This window comes from Histidinibacterium aquaticum, assembly GCF_008710275.1.
In the GTDB taxonomy this organism is placed as follows: domain Bacteria; phylum Pseudomonadota; class Alphaproteobacteria; order Rhodobacterales; family Rhodobacteraceae; genus Oceanicola; species Oceanicola aquaticus.
Genome location: NZ_VYQE01000002.1, coordinates 188,618 through 202,930, shown reverse-complemented (window position 1 = coordinate 202,930; position 14,313 = coordinate 188,618). Strand labels below are relative to the sequence as shown.

Genomic DNA, 14,313 nt, shown 5'->3' with positions numbered 1-14,313 from the left:
GGGTCCCTCCTCGACCCGCAAGCCGGGCAACAGTTGCCCGGAATCACGAAGGGGGACCGGCCTCCCCGCCGGTCCCCCTCAATGTCGTGGTCTGTTTCGACCGGGTTACTCGGCGGCTTCCGCTGCGGGTAGTACGGAAATGAAGGTACGGCCCTTCAGACCCTTGCGGAAGGTCACGCGGCCCTCGGCGGTGGCGAAGATCGTGTGATCCTTGCCTTCGCCGACGCCCTGGCCCGGCCAATACTTGTTGCCGCGCTGACGCGCGATGATGTTACCGGGGATCACGGCTTCGCCGCCGAACTTCTTGATGCCGAGGCGGCGACCCGCAGAGTCGCGCCCGTTGCGGGAGGAACCGCCTGCTTTCTTGTGTGCCATCTGTCGTTACTCCTTCTCGGCGGCGAACTGGGTCGCTTGCTCGATCCAGTTATCACGTTCGATGCGTCCCTTGAAGGACAGCTTCTCGTCCATATAGGCAACTTCTTCCGGACCCCAAGCGGCGATCTGGTCGAAGTGGAAGACGCCCGCCTCGTGCAGGGTGCCTTCGAGCTTGGGGCCGACGCCGGTGATCTTCTTGAGATCGTCGGGTTTGCCGTCGCGGGCCTCCTTGAGGAGGTTGCCGGGCTCACGGCCGGTCGTGGCGGCGGTCTCGGCCTTGGGGGCCTCGGCCTTCGTCTTCGGGGCGGCGTCCTTCTTCGGCGCGGCCTTCTTGGCGGCCGGCTTCGCGGCGGGAGCCTCGGAGGTGGTCAGGGAGCCCGCGCCCACGGCGGCCTTCACGCCGGACTTGTCGGCGCCCTTCTCCATCAGCTCGGTCACGCGCAGGAGCGTGAGGCTCTGGCGGTGACCCTTGGTGCGCTTGGAGGAGTGCTTCCGCCGGCGGCGCACGTAGTTGATGGTCTTGGGGCCCTTGATCTGGTCGATGACCTCGGCCTGGACGCCCGCGCCCTCGACGAGGGGGGTGCCCACGGTGGAGCCCATCATCAGGATGTCGTTGAACTGGACGGTCTCGCCCGCGTCGGCCGCGAGCTTCTCGACACGGATCACGTCGCCCGACGTGACCTTGTACTGTTTGCCGCCGGTCTTCAGAACCGCGAACATGGCTGTCTTCCTTTGTCTGCCGCGCCTACGGGCCTCTCCCTTCCGGAGACGTTCACGGGGGCCGGGCCCCGCCCTGTGACTGCGCGCCCTCGGTGGAGCGAATTTACCAATAGCCCGGTCCCGCGCTGGCGCGCAGGTCCCGGAAGCCGCGCTTATGCGGTCGCGAGGGGTCCCCTGTCAAGGCCCCGCGCGAGCGTCCCGAAACCCCGCCGAAGGGGGTTGCAGAGCCCCGCCGCCCTCGTTATCTGCCCCGTCACACGACCCCCGCGGAGAGGTGCCGGAGTGGTCGAACGGGGCGGTCTCGAAAACCGTTGACCCTTCACGGGGTCCCAGGGTTCGAATCCCTGTCTCTCCGCCACTTCCTCGCCCGTTGCGGCTACAATTCAACTATATGTAGCTAGGCATTGAAGAATGGTCGCGCCCAGATTGGCAGCGTCCGTCCAGGCCGATTGCTTCACAACCTGCTAAGCACATCATTACACTTGATGCCCTGCCCTTCCCGGAAAGCCCGGGCAATTCTATCGCGACATGACGAACGACCGGCGTTCGACCATGCTCTGACCGCGAACGACGCCGTCAACTTGCTGGAAACCAAATATTAGGTCGGGATTGACGACGATCATCCGGGTCGTGAACGCCAGCGTTACGCCGTCCATCGTCGCCGATCCGGTCCCGACCAACCGAGGTAGCTCGTTGACGGAGCATCCGGCGATGACGGACAGGTCTTCATCATCGACGGCGAGTTCCGGGACATTCGCGCCGCTTGCTCCATCGGGCAGTCTGGGGGCCCGGTCGAAGCTCCAGTTCACTTCCGTCTCCCATTCAAGCGGCAGGGCGATGCCGTCGGGACTGTCCGGAACAATCGTCAGTTCGCCACCGGTCCGTTCCATGCGTCCTGTCTCCGGAGACGGAGCAGCCGGATGCGGCATGACCATGGACCCCATGACGACATAACCGGGGTTGAAGGTCGTCGTCCAACGGCCTTCCAGCTGGGCGGCAACGGGCTCCATTTGCTGCGGCGCTGTCGCGTTGCAGAGAGACCCCTCGGTTTGAGCGGAAGAGGGCGCAGAACCGGCGACCACGATCACGCTCGAGGCGAACGAAAGAACCGCACCAAACCTTGAATACGACATGACCTACCGATCCACTCTTCTACCCAATTTACTTTGAACGCCTCCGCGAGTTGGCCATCCAACCCCTCGCAGCAGGAAGCGTCGCACGACAGCGTTCGCCGGGGCAACCGCTGTGAATCCCGGTAAGCGGGACCTCGGTCCAAGCACCGTATCCGCGATACTCCTGGGGTCTTGAGGAGCGGGGCTTCAATGGTAGGCTCGGCGCAGTAGAGAGTTCGGAGGTTGCTGTCATGTTCAAGGTATCCGCTGCACCGATTGCCTTGCTGTCGTTGATGATCCCCGCCATGGCCCTCGCCCAGGCGGACGGCCACGGTCCCGATGCCTGGCAAGTCAGCGGCGTTGCCTCGAACGACGCATTGAATGTCCGAACCGGCCCGGGAACAGATCACATCGTGATCGACACGTTTGCGCACGATGCGACCGGACTACAGATGATCACCTGCGTGCCCTTCGTCCCCGCGCAGCTCTACTATCGGCTGACCGAGGACCAGAAAGCCGACCTTCCGCCCAGATGGTGTCTGATGGAAAGCTCGGACCGGGCCACCAAGGGCTGGGTGTCGGCGCATTTCCTGGAAGAGGACACGTCGCCCGTCCAGGCAAACGGGGATCCGCTTATCGCGGAAGCAGTGGCCCTCGTGCGCAAAGTCTACGAGCAGGAGCGCACCGGTACGAGTGCAAGTTCGATCGGACCGCTCCACCCGTCGGTCGCACGGAGCTATTTCTTCCCGGACGTCGTCGAGCGTCTGCGCCAGGGAGACCTGGGAGCACATCCCCTGTTCGGGACGCAGGATGCCGATATCTCCAACCTGGAGGTCTTCCCTGCTCCCGAACGCGCGATGTTTCGCAGCATGTTTACCGTCCACGCGACGTTCCGGAACTACGGACAGCCGCAAACTGCGGTCTTTCGTTTGATGCACGATACCTCGCTCGAAGACCCAGCGATACGCATCATGCGAATCGAACATGACGGCTGGACCTTCCCCTAGGGAGATGAGGCCGACTGCGCTGAAGCACCGAACCGCCGTCGCAGTGATTGAGGGGCTTCCAGACCAGCATCCCCAAGGCCTCGCCGGACAGAGCAAGCATAGGGCACACCAAAGCTCTTGTCCCAACGTCAAGCCTTGAGGCAATCTGCCCGCGCCGGTTTGGCGGGGGCATGACCGGGCGCATCAGGTTCTTGACCCCCCGGGAGACTGCCGCATGTCGGAGCAGACCATGGCCGCCGGGTTCGCGGCCGCTTTCCTCGACTATGCGGTGGCCGAAGGGGCACCTTGCGACCGGCTCCTGGCAGCTTCGAGACTGACCGTGGACGATCTGGCGGATCAGGACAGGCGCATCCCTGTCGCGGCCTACGAGGCGCTCATCGCCGCCGGCATCGAGGCGACAGGCGACACCTCGTTGCTCCTCCGCCACGTACTGGAGACCCGGCTGGAGACGATGTCGATCGTCGGCCAGATCGTGCATGCCTCCAGCTCTTTCCCGCACAGCCTGCAGCAGTTGAACCGTTATGCGCGCCTCATGGCGGATGTGCCGCTTTCCGGCGGACGGGACAGGTTCGCGCTCGAGCGCGACGGGGAGGCCGTCTGGCTGGTGGACAACCGCCCCTGTGACGGCAACTGGATGGCGACCGAGGCAAGTTTCGCGCGGTTCATCTCGGAGTTTCGCCGCTCTGCCCCGGAACACCCTTTCGAACAGGCGCTCGAGGTGAGCTACGCGCCGCCGCCGCATGCCAACCGCTACCCGGAGCTCTTCCGGATTCCGGTGACCTTCCACGCCGCTCGCAACGCGCTGCGCATCAACCCGGTCTGGCTCGACGAGCAGTTCGACGGCGGCAAGGACTACGTCTTCGGCGTCTTCACCCGCCATGCCGACGGTCTGCTGGAGGAGCTGGCCGTGAACGACACGGTCCGCTCGGTCGTCGAGGCGCGGATGCTCGCGGACCTGCACGAAGGGACGCTGTCGATGGACCGGATCGCCCGCGACCTCGGGATGAGCCGGCAGACGCTCTACCGCCGCCTGAAGGACGAAGGCGTCACCTTCGCGCAGGTCCATGACGACCTACGCCGCCGGATGGCGATGGATTACCTGAGCGCCCGCAAGGTCTCAGTCGGGGAGACGGCCTACCTTCTGGGCTTCTCCGAGGCTTCGGCCTTCGTCCGGGCGTTCCGGCGCTGGACCGGGGCAAGCCCGTCCGCCTGGCTTGCCAATTGATGCCGAAGGTCAATCCGCTGATCCCTGCGGTCATGCCGTCGCCCGGCGTGAGCGGGTAGCTCCTCTCTCGACACGATGGCCCGTCGAAGGAGAGACGACATGAAACCGATGCTGATCGCCCCGCTCTGCCTGACCGCCCTTCTGGGCGCCTGCGCGGAGATGGGAACGGATGTGGACCCGATCCTGGACGGCGCCCCGAGCGCGCAGTTCCAGAGCGATCTTTCCGCCTGCCGCAGCCTCGCCCGCAGCCAGTCGCAGCTGGACCACGAGACCATGGCCGCGGCCGCCATCGGCGCCGGTATCGGCGGCCTCCTGGGAGAGGTCGACGACGAGGGCGACGCGCTCGGCGGGGCCATGGTCGGCGCTCTCGCGGGCGCCGCGGCCGGCGTGTCCGAGGCGAGCGACACGCGGGAAACCGTCGTCCTCAACTGCCTGCGCGGCCGCGGCCACGCGGTCGTGAACTGAGGGAGGGCGTGATGAACCACGTCCCGACCCGCATGACCGGCCTGCATCGCCTGCTGACCGCGGGACCGCGCCAGCCGGCACGGCGGTCCACCTATCCGCCCCGTCACCTCTGGGGCGATATTGGCCTGGCGGAGGAGAGGGCGCGCGCGCCGCTTCCTTCCCTTCGGGCGCGCCTGCGGTGGTGGTGAGGGGCCGGCCCATGACCCAGAGTCTCGCCTTCGCCTATGCCGGGCTGGCCGCGTTGCCGGTGCTGATGCACCTGGCCAACGCCGCCGGCGCGCCGCTCGGCCGGCTGACGGTCGGCGGCCGCTTTCCCGGCCGACTGCCGCCGGCCTGGCGGGCGCTGGCACTGGTCCAGGCCGCGCTGCTGTGCGCCATGGCCGGGGCGGTGCTCGCCCGGGCCGGCGTCGGCGTCCTGCCGCTTGCGCCCCTGTTCTGGCCCGCCCTTGCGCTGACGATCCTGTCGCTCGCCGCCAACGCCGCGAGCCCCTCGCGCCCGGAGCGCCTGCTCTGGACGCCGATCCTCTTCCTCATGGCCGCCGCCGCGCTTGGCGTCGGTCTTTCCTGAACACCGGAGGCGACCCATGAACGTTCTCGTTGCCGGCGCGACCGGTTATCTCGGGCGCTTTCTCTGCGCCGAATACGCGCGGCGCGGGCACCACGTCACCGCTCTGGTCCGCGACGCCCGGCGGGCCGAGGGGCTGGCCGACGTGTTGATCGAGGCCGAGGCCACCCGGCCCGACTCGCTCGAGGGGATCATGGACGGGGTGGACCTCGTCGTCTCATCGCTCGGCATCACGCGGCAGGCCGACGGGCTCGGCTACCGTGAGGTCGACTTCCAGGCCGACCTGAACCTCCTGCGCGAGGCCGAAACGGCGGGTGTCCGGCGCTTCGCCTACATTCACGTGCTGAAGGCCGACGCCATGAGGGGGGTGCCGCTGGTCGACGCCAAGGCTGCCTTCGTGGACGCGCTCCTTGCCTCCGACATGCCGGCGACGGTGATCGCGCCCACGGGCTATTTCTCCGACATGGGCGAGATCTTCGAGATGGCGCGGCGTGGCCGCGTCTGGCTCTTCGGGGACGGAACGCAGCGCTTCAACCCGATACACGGCGCCGACCTGGCGGTGGCCGTGGCCGATGCGACGGACGCCGGGCGGGGCTGGGCCGAGATCGGCGGCCCCGATGTGATGACGCAGGACGAGATCGCCCGCGCCGCCTTTGCGGCCCTCGGGACCGAGCCGCGCATCGCCCGCTTGCCGGATGCCCTGCGCCGCGCCGCGCTTTCGGTCATGCCGATCATGCCGCGCCGGATCAGCGGACCAGCGCGCTTCTTCCTGACCGCGCTGGGGCACGACATGGTCGCCCCCCGCTTCGGCACGCGGCGCCTTTCGGATCACTTCGCAACCCTTGCCGCCGAGGCGGCCCACCATCCTTCAGGAGCAAAGAAATGACTCTCACCAAAGCCGGCGGCTTCGCCGCCCTCCTCTGCGCCGCAACCTACATCTTCGGCTTCGTCTTCCTCGTCACCGTCTTCGCGCCACTGGGCTTCGGCACGGGCGAGATCGATGTGCCCGCCGTCGTCGCCTATATCGCCGAGCGTCCAGGCGTCATGATCGCGTGGAACACCACGATCTACGTCGTCAACGCTCTGGCACTTGCGGTGCTGGTCGTCGCGCTGCACCGTCGGATCGCCAAGGAGCGACCCGACGCCGGCGCCTTAGCCGGGGCCGTTGGTCTGATCTGGGCCACCTTGGTCCTCGGCGCCGGGATGATCGCCAATGTCACGGTGGAGCAGGTCCACGCCCTCGCCGCCGATCCCGAGGCCGCCGCCGAGCTGTGGTCGACACTGCACGCGGTCGAGCTGGGCCTGGGCGGCGGCAACGAGATCGCCGGCGGGGCCTGGATCCTGACCGTGAGCCTGGCGGCGTTCGCGAGCGGCATCTTTGGCCGCATCACGGCCGCGATCGGCGCGGTCAGCGGCGCGGCGGGTCTCGTGACCATCCTGCCGCCGCTCGGTGAGACCGCCGGCGCCGTCTTCGGCCTTGGCGCCATCCTGTGGTTCGTGGCCGTGGGCCTTGTGCTTCTGCGGGGTCGCCAAACGACGTTCGACAATGAGGTCGCTGCCTGACTAGGGACATCCGCCCCGGTCCACCTCCCGGGCCGGGGCCGGGCGCACCTCGATTTGGTGACGCACATGCTCCGCCAGGTTGACCGTCCTTGTCATTGGGCGTGCTGGGCCTGGGACAGCGCCGTCAGCCCGAAGAGCAACAGCGCTGCTGCCAGGCCGCAGGCGATGGTCCGAACCGTGTTCCAGAAGGTCCAGCGCGGCAGGTAGGTGCCGCTCCAGTAGCTTTCGGTGGACGCCTCAGCCAGGTCCATTCCGGCAAGCGCCTCGTTCATCGGCACGTTGAAGACGACCGTGACCGCAAAGCAGCCGAGAAGGTAGACGACGCCCGCAGCTGCGATCAGCGTGGCCGACGCTCCGTCGAGCCAGAACACGGCATGGACGACCAACACCAGCGACACCGCCGCCAGGCCGAGGAAGAGGGTCATGAAGACCCAGCGAAAGACCTCGCGGTTGATGACTTGCATGACCTCGGCACCGCCGTGCCCGCTGGTGAGCGACAGCGACCGCATGATGAAGTCGGAGAAGGCGAGGAAGACGCCACCGACCAGCGCATAGGCCAGAACGGTGAGGTGAGCGAGGTAATAGACGAGGGGCGACATCGGGCGGACTCCTTGGAGAATGGGACGGCGCGACCGGAGGGGCCGCGCCGCGGCTGCTGTCATCGCGCGGGACGACCGGCGGGGAGTGGCGGGGCCGGTTGCCAGCGCCGGTGGCGGAAGGCGGCGAGGAGAAGCGCCGCGATCGCAAGCTCGACGACAAGGGCGGCGACCACGCTGCCGGACGGCATCCCGTCGAGGAGCAGACCGACGAGCCTCCCCGCCGGAAAGGCGAGGAACACCGTGAGCGCCGAGGCGATCGAAACGGGCAACAGCGCGCGTCGCCAGAGGCCCAGCAGCATGAGAACCCCGAAGGCGGCGAGGCCCGCGCCGGGCGCGCGCAATTCGCTCAACAGGTTGGCGTCACCGCCAAGCGTGATGCCGTAGCTGGCGTAGAAGGCATGCGGGGCGAAGAGGATGGATGCGCCGATGGTGAAGGCCGTGAGGCCGGAGAGACCGAGCGCGGTCTGTTCCAGAATGGTGAGTTTCATGTCACGTTCCTTTCTCGGATGGCGTCAGGCGGCGCTCGTCCAGGCGCCGGCGCGGGCCGCGGCGCGTGCGAAGTCGGCGAAGTCGCGGGGTGGACGGCCCAGTGCCCGCATCACGCCGTCGGTGGTGTGGGCGTTCCGTCCGTCGAGCGTCTCCCGCGCGATGCCGGTGAAGACGTCGGCGACGAAGTCACCGCCGGCCTGCGCGACGTTCGCGTGGAATTCCTCGAAGCTGATCGGCAGGTGCCGGATCTCGCGACCCGTGGCCTGCGAGAGCGCGGCGGCCATGTCGGCGAAGGTCATCAGCCGGGGGCCCGTGACTTCGTAGAGCTGGTCCCTGTGGCCGTCCTCCGTCAGCGCCGCGACCGCGACATCGGCGATATCCTCGATGTCGATGATCGGCTCCGCGATGTCGCCGCCCGGCATCGGCAGGACGCCCGCCAGGATCGGATCGCGCAGGTAGCCTTCAGAGAAGTTCTGCGCGAACCAGGCCGCGCGGACGATGGTGAAGCCGACACCGGAGGCGCGGACCACGTCCTCGCCCAGCCGGGCATGATGTTCGCCCCGGCCCGAGAGCAGCACGAGGTGCTCTACCCCGACGTCCCGCGCCGTTTCGCAGAGCGACTCGAGTTCTTCGACCGCACCCGGGAAGGCGAGGTCCGGGAAGTAGGTGACGTAGGCCGCGCGCACGCCTGACAGGGCCGGGCCCCAGGTTTCGGGCGCCTCCCAATCGAACGGGATGGCGGAATTGCGCGAGCCGCGGCGGACGGCGACGCCGCGGGCCTCGAGACGGCTGGCGACGCGGCGCCCGGTCTTGCCGGTGGCGCCGATGACGAGGATGGGTCGGTCTTGCATGGGGGTCTCCCTGGCTGTCGGTTTCGGTCGCCATGGGAATAGCCGGACCGGTCCGGCCCGATCTTGACCGCGCTCGCCAAGGTTTTGACCCTCGTCGCCAAGGCATGCCTCAGGGGACCGCGCGTTCCTTGCGGTAGCTTGCGGGTGTCGTGCCCATCCAGCGCTTGAAGGCGCGGGTAAAGGCGCTCTGCTCGGAAAAGCCCGTCAAGAAGGCGATCTCGGCCAGCGAATGCCGATCATCACGCAGGAGCCCTTCTGCGAGATCGCGGCGAGTCTCCTCGGTCAGGGCGTGGTAGCTCATCCCGTGTTCGGAGAGGCGCCTGTGGAACGACCGCGCGCTGAATCCCAGGCGGCGCGCAATCTCCGACATCTTCGGGGTTCCCTCGCTGAGCGCCTGCGCGATGGCGTCCTTGGCCTGGCTCACGACCGCGGGAACGTCCGAGATCCGCGACAGCTCCGCGTCGAGATGCGAGATGAGGTAGCGGGAGATCCCTTCATCGCCGAGAATGTTCGGCCGGTCCAGCGTCTCTCGCGAATAGAGGATCGCGTCGAGTTCCGCGTCGAAGCGGACGGGGCAGCCGAACCACTCCTCGTGCGCCGCGACCGAGACCGGTGCGGCATGTCGGACCAGGACGATCTCGGGCGAGACCGGCACCGGGCTGACCTGCCGGGCGATCGACACGGCGCTCGCGAGAGTTGCCTCGTTCGACAGCCGCATCCCGAGGCGCCGTTCGCCGGCGCGGTGCAGGATGAAGAGCGTCCCGCCATTCGCCGGCCGCAGCTCGTACTCGACGACACTGGTCCAGAGCCGGGCATAGCGTTCGACCCGCGAATAGGAGGCGCCAAGGCTCGTTGCCGCCTTGAACGCGAGTCCGAGCGCTCCGTATTCGTCGAGACGCATCGACGCGCCGGTCCGCACTGGAAGATCCGTGACGTCGATCTGCTCGGCGATGCGTTCGAGCATGTCGTAGTAGCTCTCGGCCGGGATCATCTGCTTGGGGTCCCACGGGTCTTCGGGGTCGATCCCAACCGACTTCAGCATCTCGTCCGCCCTGATGCCGTCGCCTGCCGCGGCCACCATCTTGCGAGCGAAAAGAGACGTGACGTAACCCATTCCGAGCAGTCTATTCTGCGCGGTGTTGGCGGCCAAGTTCGATGGTCAGGGCCGAGCCGGTCCGGGCTGCCTCAGTCCTCGTCGACGCCTCCGAGGCGCGGAGCGTGGACATGTGTTCTCACCAGAAATGCAGCAGCCGCGCCCGCGATCGCGCCGAACAGGTGGGCCTCCCAGGAGACGCCGGGCTGGCCCGGCAGAACGCCCCACAGCATGGAGCCATAGAGGACACCGACAAGGAGTGCCGCGCCGAGCGTGATCGGCGAGCGATCCAGAAAGCCGCGCGCCACGAGGAAGCCGAACCAGCCGAACACCAGGCCCGACGCCCCGATATGAATGGCAAAGCTCCCGAACAGCCAGACGAGACCGCCGCCGAGGCCGATCACCACGGCGTTGACGGCCAGCAAGGCCCGAGTGGCCGTGGCCACCAGCAGCCCGCCCATCACCAGGAGCGGCGGCGTATTGGACACCAGGTGCGCGAAGCTCCCGTGCAGGAGCGGCATCGCGATGACGCCGTCCAAGCCGCTGAGGTGCCTCGGGATCAGGCCGAATGCCGGGTTGAAGCCGTATCCGACGATCCAGTTGACGACCTGGACCGCCCAGAGCAGCGCGACGAAGGCTGCAAGAGCCGTCGCGCGGCGAAAGAATGCGCGCATATGATCCCGCTTTCTCATTGCGGCTAAGGTAGAGGTCTCCGCGGCGCCATCAAAGGCCTTCGCGTTCCGGATTGGGGACGGCCTGACCGTGCGATCGAACTCTGAAGTGGACGGCGGGGGCTATGAACTGCCCCGTGTCACCAGCTTCGGCGTGACCAGTATGTGTTCCGGGACCTGCCGCCCGCCGATGCGCGACAACAGGACGTCGGCCGCGAGGCGTCCGATCTCCTCGCCCCTTTGATCGACGCTCGTCAGCCCGACCAGCGGCAGCCCCGCCGCCGGCGTATTGTCGTAGCCGACGATGCCGAGCCGGCCGGGGACATCGATCCCGCGCATCTTCGCCTCGTTGAGAAGCCGAACGGCGTGGATGTCGCTCCAGCAGAAGATGCCCTCGGGCAGCGGATCAAGGTCGAGAAGGCCGGTCAGGGCCGGCCCCGGGCGTTCCGGCTGCTCGCGGAGCGGCCAGACCTTGGCCCGGTCGCCCAGACCGGCGGCCTCCATCGCCTCGTAGTAGCCCCTCTCCCGTTCGACGTAGACGTCGAATTCGCCGTTCTTCCGCGGCAAGCTCGCCATCTGGATGTCTTCCCGGCCACCCGCGATCAGGGACTCGACGGCCATCCTCGCGCCGGTCCGGTCGTCAGAGTTCACGGTATCGAAGGCCTCGGCCCCCGGTTCGTGATGGCCGATCACGACCATGGGGATCTGCTTGGCGTAGCGGGCCAGGAGCTCGCCGGAGAGCCGGGGCGCGACGAGGATCACGCCGTCCATCTGCAGATCGATCATTGAATCGATCAGCGACCTCTCGATCGCCGCCCGCGCCTCGCCGACGCTGATGAAGGCCTGGTAGCTCGCCTCCCGTAGAACTTCCTTCGCGCCGTCCATGAGGCTGGGCAGGAAGGGGTTGCGCATCTCGACGAGGAGGACGCCGATGCTGAATGTCCGCCCCCGCATCCCGCGCGCGGCCGTGCTCGGGCGGTAGCCGAGCCGGGCGATCGACTCCTGCACCTTTTCGCGCATCGCATCGCTGACGCCGTAGGCATTGCGCAGCACCTTCGAGACGGCCGCGACGGAGACGCCCGCGTCCTCCGCGACGGTCCGGATCGTCACCTTCCCGTCCCGTGCCGCCCCTTCGCTCGACATGTCCCGACCCTTCCGCGTCTCACCTCTCCGTCACTTATGCGGAAAAAACCCTTGCACGGCAATTCATGATGTATAACAGTCTACGTGCAACGGTTTACGAAACAAGATTCGCGAGCCGGTCAAAGGGAGGACAGCATGAGTCTAGACGACGCCCGGCGCAGCACGGCGGCGCCCGCGGAGCTTGAGCGCAGGCAGTGGACGGCGGACATGATCGCGCCGGAGACCGATCAGGGTCAGGGCACGCGCGCCAGCTTCGTCGCGACGCGGTTCGAGTACGCGGGTGGCGGCGCTCCCGTCCTCCACGTCTCCGCCCAGGGCCTCTACCGCGCCTTCGTCAACGGCAAGCGCGTCGGCGACGACTGCCTGACCCCCGGCTGGACCTGCTACGACGACCGCATCGCCTACCAGAGCTATGACATCTCGGATCTCGTTGTCCCCGGCGAGAACCGGATTGAGATCTGGCTGGGCGACGGCTGGTACCGCTCGCCCATGATGTGGCGCGAACTGGCAATACCGAACTGCTGGGGCGACCGCATCGCGGCCATCGCCGAGGTTGTCTCCGACGGCGAGGTCGTCTGCCGCACGGACGACACCTGGAAGAGCGGCCTCCTCCCCATCACCAAGACCGGCATCTACTATGGCGAGGACCACGACGCCCGGCTCGAAACTCTCGAGGAGACTGGCGGCGTCGAGGTCCTGACATTCGACACCGACCAGCTCGTCGCGCACGAGACCGGCGCCGTGAAGGAGCTCGCCGCCCTCGAGCCGGTCGAGAGCTGGGACGAGGACGGCGCCACCGTCTACGACTTCGGCCAGAACGTCGCCGGATACTCCCGCGTCACCACCCGAGGAGAGGAAGGCGCCCGGCTCTACATCGAGTTCGCCGAGGTGCTCGGGCCGGACGGCAAGGTCGACCGGCGCAACTACCGCACCGCCCGCGCCGCGCTGAGCTATGTCCTCAAGGGCGACGGCGAGGAGACCTGGGCTCCCGCCTTCACCTTCATGGGCTACCGTTACGCCCGTGTGACGATCGAGGGGAAAGCCGAGATCTCGGAGATCGTCTCTGTGCCGGTGTCCTCCGTCCCCGATCTCGCCGGCGGCTTCGAGTGCGGCATCGATGCGGTCAACCGCCTGGTGCAGAACACCATCTGGTCGCAGCGCGGCAACTTCATCGAGGTGCCGACCGACTGCCCGCAGCGGGACGAGCGTCTCGGCTGGACCGGCGATGCGCAGGTCTTCGCGGGGACCGCCTGCTGGCTCGCCGACAGCGAGAGCTTCCTGCGCAAGTACCTTCGCGACGTGATGCACGACCAGCGCCCCGACGGCGGCGTGCCCCACTTCGCCCCCGACCCGACGCGCCGTCCCGGATCGAAGTTCGAGGGCGACTGGGCGGGCTCCACCGGCTGGGGCGACGTCATCACCATCATGCCCTGGCAGCTCTACCTGCACTACGGCCGCGAGGACGTCCTCCGCGAGTGCTTCCCCGCCATGCTGAAGTGGCTGGACTACCTGTGGTCGATCTCCGACGGGCCGATCATCCTGCCGCACTCCACCTGGGGGCAGAAGGGTTTCACCTTCGGCGACTGGCTCCAGCCCGTCGGCGACAACCGCAAGCCGCGGCCGACCATCGGCGACGACTGCGCGGCCACGCTCTACCACTACATCTCGAACGACCTCGCTTCGAAGATCGCCACCATCATCGGCGAGACCGCCGAGGCCGACCGTCTGGCGAAGCGCGCCGAGGAGATCCGCACCGCCTTCACGGCGGAGTATTTCACGGCCACGGGGCGGCTGGCCCACAACGACCAGACCTCCTACGCGCTGGCCTTCCTCTACGACCTCGTGCCGGCGGAGCATCACGACGCGGCCAGGGCCTACTTCCGGCGGGTGATCGAGGATGCCGATTACACCATCGGCACGGGCTTCATCGGCACCCCTGCCCTGCTGCCCGCGCTCTGCAAGCTCGGGATGACGGATCTCGCGGAGAAGGTCTTCCTGAACCGCAAGGTGCCCGGCTGGCTCTTCCAGGTCGAACGGGGCGCCACGACGATCTGGGAACGCTGGGACGCCATCGGCGAGGACGGCACGATCTACGAGCCCTCCATGAACAGCTACAACCACTACGCCTACGGGGCCGTGTGCCAGTTCCTCTTCGAGGACGTGGCCGGCGTGCAGCCCGTGGCCGAGGCGCCGGGCTTCGACCGCGTGCGTCTCGCTCCCACGGTCCTGCCGGAGCTCGGCCATGTCTCCATGTGGCACGACTGCCGGCACGGCCGGATCGAGGCGGGCTGGAGCGTGGACGGCGGTCGCGTGACCTACCGCGTGACCCTGCCCGAGGGCTGCGAGGCCGTCGCGGCCGACGAGATCGGGGGCGGCACCTACGGCCCCGGAACCCACGAGATCACCTTCGATCTCAGCTGACCAATCTGGAAACC

Annotated in this window: 17 protein-coding genes and 1 tRNA gene; 9 read left to right on the top strand and 9 right to left on the bottom strand. The window is 67.6% G+C overall.

What is annotated here, in order from left to right:
• Positions 1 to 105: 105 nt before the first annotated feature.
• The gene (gene rpmA / locus F3S47_RS06360) at positions 106 to 375 is read right to left on the bottom strand and encodes a 50S ribosomal protein L27 (protein WP_150444414.1); all 270 of its coding nucleotides are present in this window, start codon (positions 373 to 375) and stop codon (positions 106 to 108) included.
• 6 nt (positions 376 to 381) lie between these two features.
• Positions 382 to 1,095 carry a 50S ribosomal protein L21 gene (locus F3S47_RS06355; protein WP_150444413.1) on the bottom strand — a complete coding sequence of 238 codons (714 nt, stop codon included), beginning with the start codon at positions 1,093 to 1,095 and terminating at the stop codon, positions 382 to 384.
• Between the two features lie 268 nt (positions 1,096 to 1,363).
• On the opposite strand from F3S47_RS06355, the gene F3S47_RS06350 reads away from it, so the two are divergent.
• Positions 1,364 to 1,453 (top strand) — tRNA-Ser (locus tag F3S47_RS06350).
• A 160-nt stretch (positions 1,454 to 1,613) separates the two neighbouring features.
• Here the strand turns inward: F3S47_RS06350 and F3S47_RS06345 are convergent.
• Positions 1,614 to 2,105, bottom strand: coding sequence for a hypothetical protein (locus tag F3S47_RS06345; RefSeq protein ID WP_150444412.1), 492 nt, complete (start codon positions 2,103 to 2,105; stop codon positions 1,614 to 1,616).
• 353 nt (positions 2,106 to 2,458) lie between these two features.
• On the opposite strand from F3S47_RS06345, the gene F3S47_RS06340 reads away from it, so the two are divergent.
• From F3S47_RS06340 to F3S47_RS06315, 7 genes are all read left to right on the top strand, one after another.
• Entirely contained in the window at positions 2,459 to 3,214 is a 756-nt protein-coding gene (locus F3S47_RS06340) for an SH3 domain-containing protein (RefSeq protein ID WP_150444411.1), read from the top strand.
• A gap of 214 nt (positions 3,215 to 3,428) precedes the next feature.
• Positions 3,429 to 4,439: an AraC family transcriptional regulator gene (locus F3S47_RS06335; protein ID WP_150444410.1), complete on the top strand. Its 1,011-nt coding sequence runs from the start codon at positions 3,429 to 3,431 to the stop codon at positions 4,437 to 4,439.
• Between the two features lie 99 nt (positions 4,440 to 4,538).
• The gene (locus tag F3S47_RS06330) at positions 4,539 to 4,904 is read left to right on the top strand and encodes a glycine zipper family protein (protein ID WP_150444409.1); all 366 of its coding nucleotides are present in this window, start codon (positions 4,539 to 4,541) and stop codon (positions 4,902 to 4,904) included.
• An 11-nt stretch (positions 4,905 to 4,915) separates the two neighbouring features.
• Entirely contained in the window at positions 4,916 to 5,092 is a 177-nt protein-coding gene (locus F3S47_RS19325; protein WP_191090101.1) for a hypothetical protein, read from the top strand.
• Positions 5,093 to 5,103: 11 nt separating this feature from the next.
• A complete protein-coding gene (locus F3S47_RS06325; protein ID WP_150444408.1) occupies positions 5,104 to 5,472 on the top strand; it encodes a hypothetical protein in 369 nt (122 codons plus the stop codon).
• 16 nt (positions 5,473 to 5,488) lie between these two features.
• Positions 5,489 to 6,355: an SDR family oxidoreductase gene (locus F3S47_RS06320; RefSeq protein ID WP_150444407.1), complete on the top strand. Its 867-nt coding sequence runs from the start codon at positions 5,489 to 5,491 to the stop codon at positions 6,353 to 6,355.
• A complete protein-coding gene (locus F3S47_RS06315) occupies positions 6,352 to 7,032 on the top strand; it encodes a hypothetical protein (RefSeq protein WP_150444406.1) in 681 nt (226 codons plus the stop codon). Before F3S47_RS06320 ends, F3S47_RS06315 begins: the two co-directional genes overlap by 4 nt.
• A 92-nt stretch (positions 7,033 to 7,124) precedes the next feature.
• On the opposite strand, the gene F3S47_RS06310 is transcribed toward F3S47_RS06315, so the two are convergent.
• The 6 genes from F3S47_RS06310 to F3S47_RS06285 all read right to left on the bottom strand — a co-directional run bounded on the left by F3S47_RS06310 (position 7,125) and on the right by F3S47_RS06285 (position 11,878).
• Positions 7,125 to 7,631, bottom strand: coding sequence for an anthrone oxygenase family protein (locus tag F3S47_RS06310; RefSeq protein WP_150444405.1), 507 nt, complete (start codon positions 7,629 to 7,631; stop codon positions 7,125 to 7,127).
• Between the two features lie 59 nt (positions 7,632 to 7,690).
• Entirely contained in the window at positions 7,691 to 8,119 is a 429-nt protein-coding gene (locus F3S47_RS06305; protein ID WP_150444404.1) for a DUF4345 domain-containing protein, read from the bottom strand.
• Between the two features lie 24 nt (positions 8,120 to 8,143).
• Positions 8,144 to 8,971 (bottom strand): NAD(P)H-binding protein, encoded by an 828-nt coding sequence (locus F3S47_RS06300; RefSeq protein ID WP_150444403.1) that lies wholly within the window; start codon positions 8,969 to 8,971, stop codon positions 8,144 to 8,146.
• A gap of 109 nt (positions 8,972 to 9,080) precedes the next feature.
• Complete coding sequence (locus F3S47_RS06295) at positions 9,081 to 10,085, bottom strand: AraC family transcriptional regulator (protein WP_150444402.1); 1,005 nt, start codon at positions 10,083 to 10,085, stop codon at positions 9,081 to 9,083.
• Positions 10,086 to 10,156: 71 nt separating this feature from the next.
• Positions 10,157 to 10,738 (bottom strand): rhomboid family intramembrane serine protease, encoded by a 582-nt coding sequence (locus F3S47_RS06290; protein WP_150444401.1) that lies wholly within the window; start codon positions 10,736 to 10,738, stop codon positions 10,157 to 10,159.
• 120 nt (positions 10,739 to 10,858) lie between these two features.
• Entirely contained in the window at positions 10,859 to 11,878 is a 1,020-nt protein-coding gene (locus F3S47_RS06285; RefSeq protein ID WP_150444400.1) for a LacI family DNA-binding transcriptional regulator, read from the bottom strand.
• Positions 11,879 to 12,013: 135 nt separating this feature from the next.
• Here F3S47_RS06285 and F3S47_RS06280 point away from each other — a divergent pair, with 135 nt between their 5' ends.
• Complete coding sequence (locus F3S47_RS06280) at positions 12,014 to 14,299, top strand: alpha-L-rhamnosidase (protein WP_150444399.1); 2,286 nt, start codon at positions 12,014 to 12,016, stop codon at positions 14,297 to 14,299.
• Positions 14,300 to 14,313: the final 14 nt, after the last annotated feature.

Coding starts and splice junctions, on each gene's coding strand:
- rpmA (WP_150444414.1), bottom strand. CDS start 375: ATGGCACACAAGAAAGCAGGCGGTTCCTCCCGCAACGGGCGCGACTCT.
- F3S47_RS06355 (WP_150444413.1), bottom strand. CDS start 1,095: ATGTTCGCGGTTCTGAAGACCGGCGGCAAACAGTACAAGGTCACGTCG.
- F3S47_RS06345 (WP_150444412.1), bottom strand. CDS start 2,105: ATGGAGCCCGTTGCCGCCCAGCTGGAAGGCCGTTGGACGACGACCTTC.
- F3S47_RS06340 (WP_150444411.1), top strand. CDS start 2,459: ATGTTCAAGGTATCCGCTGCACCGATTGCCTTGCTGTCGTTGATGATC.
- F3S47_RS06335 (WP_150444410.1), top strand. CDS start 3,429: ATGTCGGAGCAGACCATGGCCGCCGGGTTCGCGGCCGCTTTCCTCGAC.
- F3S47_RS06330 (WP_150444409.1), top strand. CDS start 4,539: ATGAAACCGATGCTGATCGCCCCGCTCTGCCTGACCGCCCTTCTGGGC.
- F3S47_RS19325 (WP_191090101.1), top strand. CDS start 4,916: ATGAACCACGTCCCGACCCGCATGACCGGCCTGCATCGCCTGCTGACC.
- F3S47_RS06325 (WP_150444408.1), top strand. CDS start 5,104: ATGACCCAGAGTCTCGCCTTCGCCTATGCCGGGCTGGCCGCGTTGCCG.
- F3S47_RS06320 (WP_150444407.1), top strand. CDS start 5,489: ATGAACGTTCTCGTTGCCGGCGCGACCGGTTATCTCGGGCGCTTTCTC.
- F3S47_RS06315 (WP_150444406.1), top strand. CDS start 6,352: ATGACTCTCACCAAAGCCGGCGGCTTCGCCGCCCTCCTCTGCGCCGCA.
- F3S47_RS06310 (WP_150444405.1), bottom strand. CDS start 7,631: ATGTCGCCCCTCGTCTATTACCTCGCTCACCTCACCGTTCTGGCCTAT.
- F3S47_RS06305 (WP_150444404.1), bottom strand. CDS start 8,119: ATGAAACTCACCATTCTGGAACAGACCGCGCTCGGTCTCTCCGGCCTC.
- F3S47_RS06300 (WP_150444403.1), bottom strand. CDS start 8,971: ATGCAAGACCGACCCATCCTCGTCATCGGCGCCACCGGCAAGACCGGG.
- F3S47_RS06295 (WP_150444402.1), bottom strand. CDS start 10,085: ATGGGTTACGTCACGTCTCTTTTCGCTCGCAAGATGGTGGCCGCGGCA.
- F3S47_RS06290 (WP_150444401.1), bottom strand. CDS start 10,738: ATGCGCGCATTCTTTCGCCGCGCGACGGCTCTTGCAGCCTTCGTCGCG.
- F3S47_RS06285 (WP_150444400.1), bottom strand. CDS start 11,878: ATGTCGAGCGAAGGGGCGGCACGGGACGGGAAGGTGACGATCCGGACC.
- F3S47_RS06280 (WP_150444399.1), top strand. CDS start 12,014: ATGAGTCTAGACGACGCCCGGCGCAGCACGGCGGCGCCCGCGGAGCTT.